Origin of the sequence: Actinokineospora sp. (genome assembly GCF_050699995.1) — a bacterium.
Taxonomy (GTDB): domain Bacteria; phylum Actinomycetota; class Actinomycetes; order Mycobacteriales; family Pseudonocardiaceae; genus Actinokineospora.
The window spans coordinates 1-2,817 of the sequence record NZ_JBOHGC010000404.1 but is presented as its reverse complement, the minus strand read 5'-3'; the positions used below and the strand labels follow the sequence as shown (position 1 = coordinate 2,817).

The following is a 2,817-nucleotide window of genomic DNA, read 5'->3' as shown; positions in this document are numbered from 1 at the left end:
CCCATGAAGTTTTCGACGTAGACGGGGAGGGGGCGGCTGAAGTCGACGGAGGCGCCCAGCGCCTCGGCGGCATCGACGGTGAGCTCGACGGCGAACAGAGTCTCGAACTCGGTGGGTGGGGTGGCCGAGAGCGCGTTCTTGGCCGGGAGGCCGGCGGTGAGCTCGGTCGACCTCACCTGGAGCGACGTCAGCGGCTGCGTCGCGCCGCCCGGGAGACGCATCGACGCCGCGGTGCCCGCGGGGAAGAGGACCGTCGTCTGGCGCGTGCCGACGGCATCGGTCACCACGCTCCCGCGGGCGACCTGCAAGCCGGCGCTCCCGGTTGCATCGATGGTCGTGACCTGGGAGTCGGGCGCGACGAGCACGACGTCGTCGAGGGTCGTGAACTGCTGGGGTACGAGCTGCACGACGCGCCGCGCGGTGAAGAGTCCCGGCTTCACGAAGGAGAGGACGAGCCGCTGGTTCGCACGCACGGCGAAGTCGAGCTCTCCGTCCGCGCGGCTGAAGGTCGCCCCATAGTCCGGCTCGTCGAGGGCTTGGACGCGCACTCCGACGAGCGGAGCCCCCGCGCGGTCGAGGACGCGGCCATGGATGACGGCGAGGCGGCCGCAGTCGACAGCCTCCGGTTGCACGCCGAACTGGACCTTTGCCGCGCCAGTCCAGAAGAAGCTCACCAGCTGGCAGGCATCGAGTCCTATGGTCGGGTCCAACGGCGGGGCCACCGCGGAGGGAACGGCGGGAGTCGGAAGTGCGCCGTTCACGTGGAGCTCGACAGGCTCGCTCGCATTGCCGGCTGCGTCCTGGGCGGTGAGTCGCAACGTGTCGCCATCGAAGGCGACGAGGGTCGACTGGAAGCTGCCGTCGGCTGCGGGGACGATCGTCGCCCGTCCGCCCGAGGTGACGTTGTGAACCGTCACGACGGTACCTGGCTCGGGGGCGTCGACAGCACCCGCTGCGCCGGAGAGCTGGTGTGAGCCGGGGGCGAGCTCGGTGAGAGTAACCAGGCCCAGTTCGACCGCGGCGGGGAGACTCGTGTCGAGGGTGACCGCCAGGGTGACGTGGCTCGACTGGCCAGCGGAATCCAGGGCGTCGAGGTCGAAAGTGTTCGCGCCTGGGCTGAGCGCATAGGGCCCGGCCTGGAACGTCAGGTCGGAGGCGATCGGCACGGCCTGCCCCTCGATCGTAAGCGAAGCCGGCTTGCTGAGCGCCCCGGTCACGAGGACCTGCGGCGTGTTGACGACGGCACCGTTGGCAGGAGAGAAAACGGTGATCTGCGGCGGGGCAAGGCTCGGGTCGGTCAGACAGGTCACCGAGGCCGGAGCGGAGACGTTGCTCGCGAGGTCGCGAACGGTCGCCGTGATCTCGACCGTGCCGGTCGGGAGCACGTCGGCAACGCAATCGGTCCCGGCGCTCGTCGACTCGCAGTCGACCACCACGCCGTACTGGTTGGCCGTGAAGCTGAGGCTCGACGCGTCGACACCGGCCCCGGCGTCGCTCCACGCGAGGCGGAGCAGCTGGCCAGTGACGGTGCACAGAGTGCCGGGGGTGGGCACCTCGAAGGTGAGAACCGGCAGAACGGTGTCGCGCACGATCGTGACGTCGCGGATGCCGACGTTGCCCGTCGGGTCCGTGGCGACCAGGTGGAACGTGTTCGCGCCTTCAGCCAGGGCCAGGGGTCCGAAGCCGAACGTCAGGTCGGGGTTGACGAGCACCGGCGACCCGTCGACGGTGAGGGAGGCCGCCTCGCTCAATACTCCCATTAGCGCCACTTGTGTCTGGTTGGTCGGGCTCGTTGGCCCCGCGATCGCGATCGTCGGTGGCGAGATGTCACTGGCACCGGGCGGCGGCAGGGCGGCGGCGGCGGCATTCACATGCACGTCCCTTGACGGAAAGGCTTGGCACCTCTCAGAGCGGCACCTCTCAGAGCGCGATGGGGAAGGGAACCACCGATGATCGACGCCAGGCGCGAGGGTGGTGCTGAGTGAAAACGCCCGGGTGGCGTCCGCTGCAACGACTACTCGGCGCCAGGCGTCGAAGTCACTGTCGCTTGCACACCACCCGCCGAGCCGCGCCCCAGTCACCGCTGCCGTTCAGCGAAGAGACTGGGTGGGCCGGTAAGCCGGGTGGGCTCTGCTCCGACTCTTGCGCGCGCGCAAGAGCGCGACCGCGAATTCCGTCTGTAGCAAGCTTCCGCTCTCGGTTTCCGTCTGTACACAGGTATGGCTAGACCCCTGCGCTTCCTGCCCCCCGGCGCCATGGTCGAGGTCACCATGCGCACCGTCCACGGCCGGCTCCTGCTCCGTCCCTCCCGCGCCGTCAACGACCTCATCGTCGGCGTCATCGGCCGCGCCCAGCGGAGGTACGGCATGAGGCTGCACGCCCTCGCCGTGCTTGGGAATCACTGGCACAGCCTGATGAGTCCCGACTCCCCGCAGCAGCTTGCCGCCTTCGTCGACTACGTCGCCGGCAACATCGCGCGCGAGGTCGGCCGGCTCCATGAGTGGCGAGAGAAGTTCTGGGCCAGGAGGTATCGCTCCATCGTCGTCTCCCACGAAGAAGAGGCCCAGGCTGGGCGCCTCGAGTACATCCTCGGCCAGGGCGTTCGCGAAGGTCTCGTCGAGCGGCCTCACCAGTGGCCCGGCGTACACTGCGCGGTGGCACTGGAAAGCGGCACCGATCTCGAGGGCACCTGATCGGGATAGGCCCGGGTGGGCACTGCCCACCCGGGTCCCCCCACAGATCCGGACGTGCCGATTTCCGGCATCCGGCTCCTCGGTCCACGGACTTTCGCTACGCGACGATCAAACAGCGTGGACG

The 2,817-nt window shown here is 69.2% G+C and carries 2 protein-coding genes; one reads left to right on the top strand and one right to left on the bottom strand.

Annotated elements, in window-relative coordinates:
- On the bottom strand, positions 1-2,081 hold a 2,081-nt coding region (locus ACRDSQ_RS20080), incomplete at its 3' end, for an Ig-like domain-containing protein (RefSeq protein WP_431423173.1).
- A 174-nt stretch (positions 2,082-2,255) separates the two neighbouring features.
- Between ACRDSQ_RS20080 and ACRDSQ_RS20075 the strand changes: the two genes are divergently transcribed.
- Entirely contained in the window at positions 2,256-2,693 is a 438-nt protein-coding gene (locus tag ACRDSQ_RS20075) for a transposase (RefSeq protein ID WP_431423172.1), read from the top strand.
- Positions 2,694-2,817 lie beyond the last annotated feature (124 nt).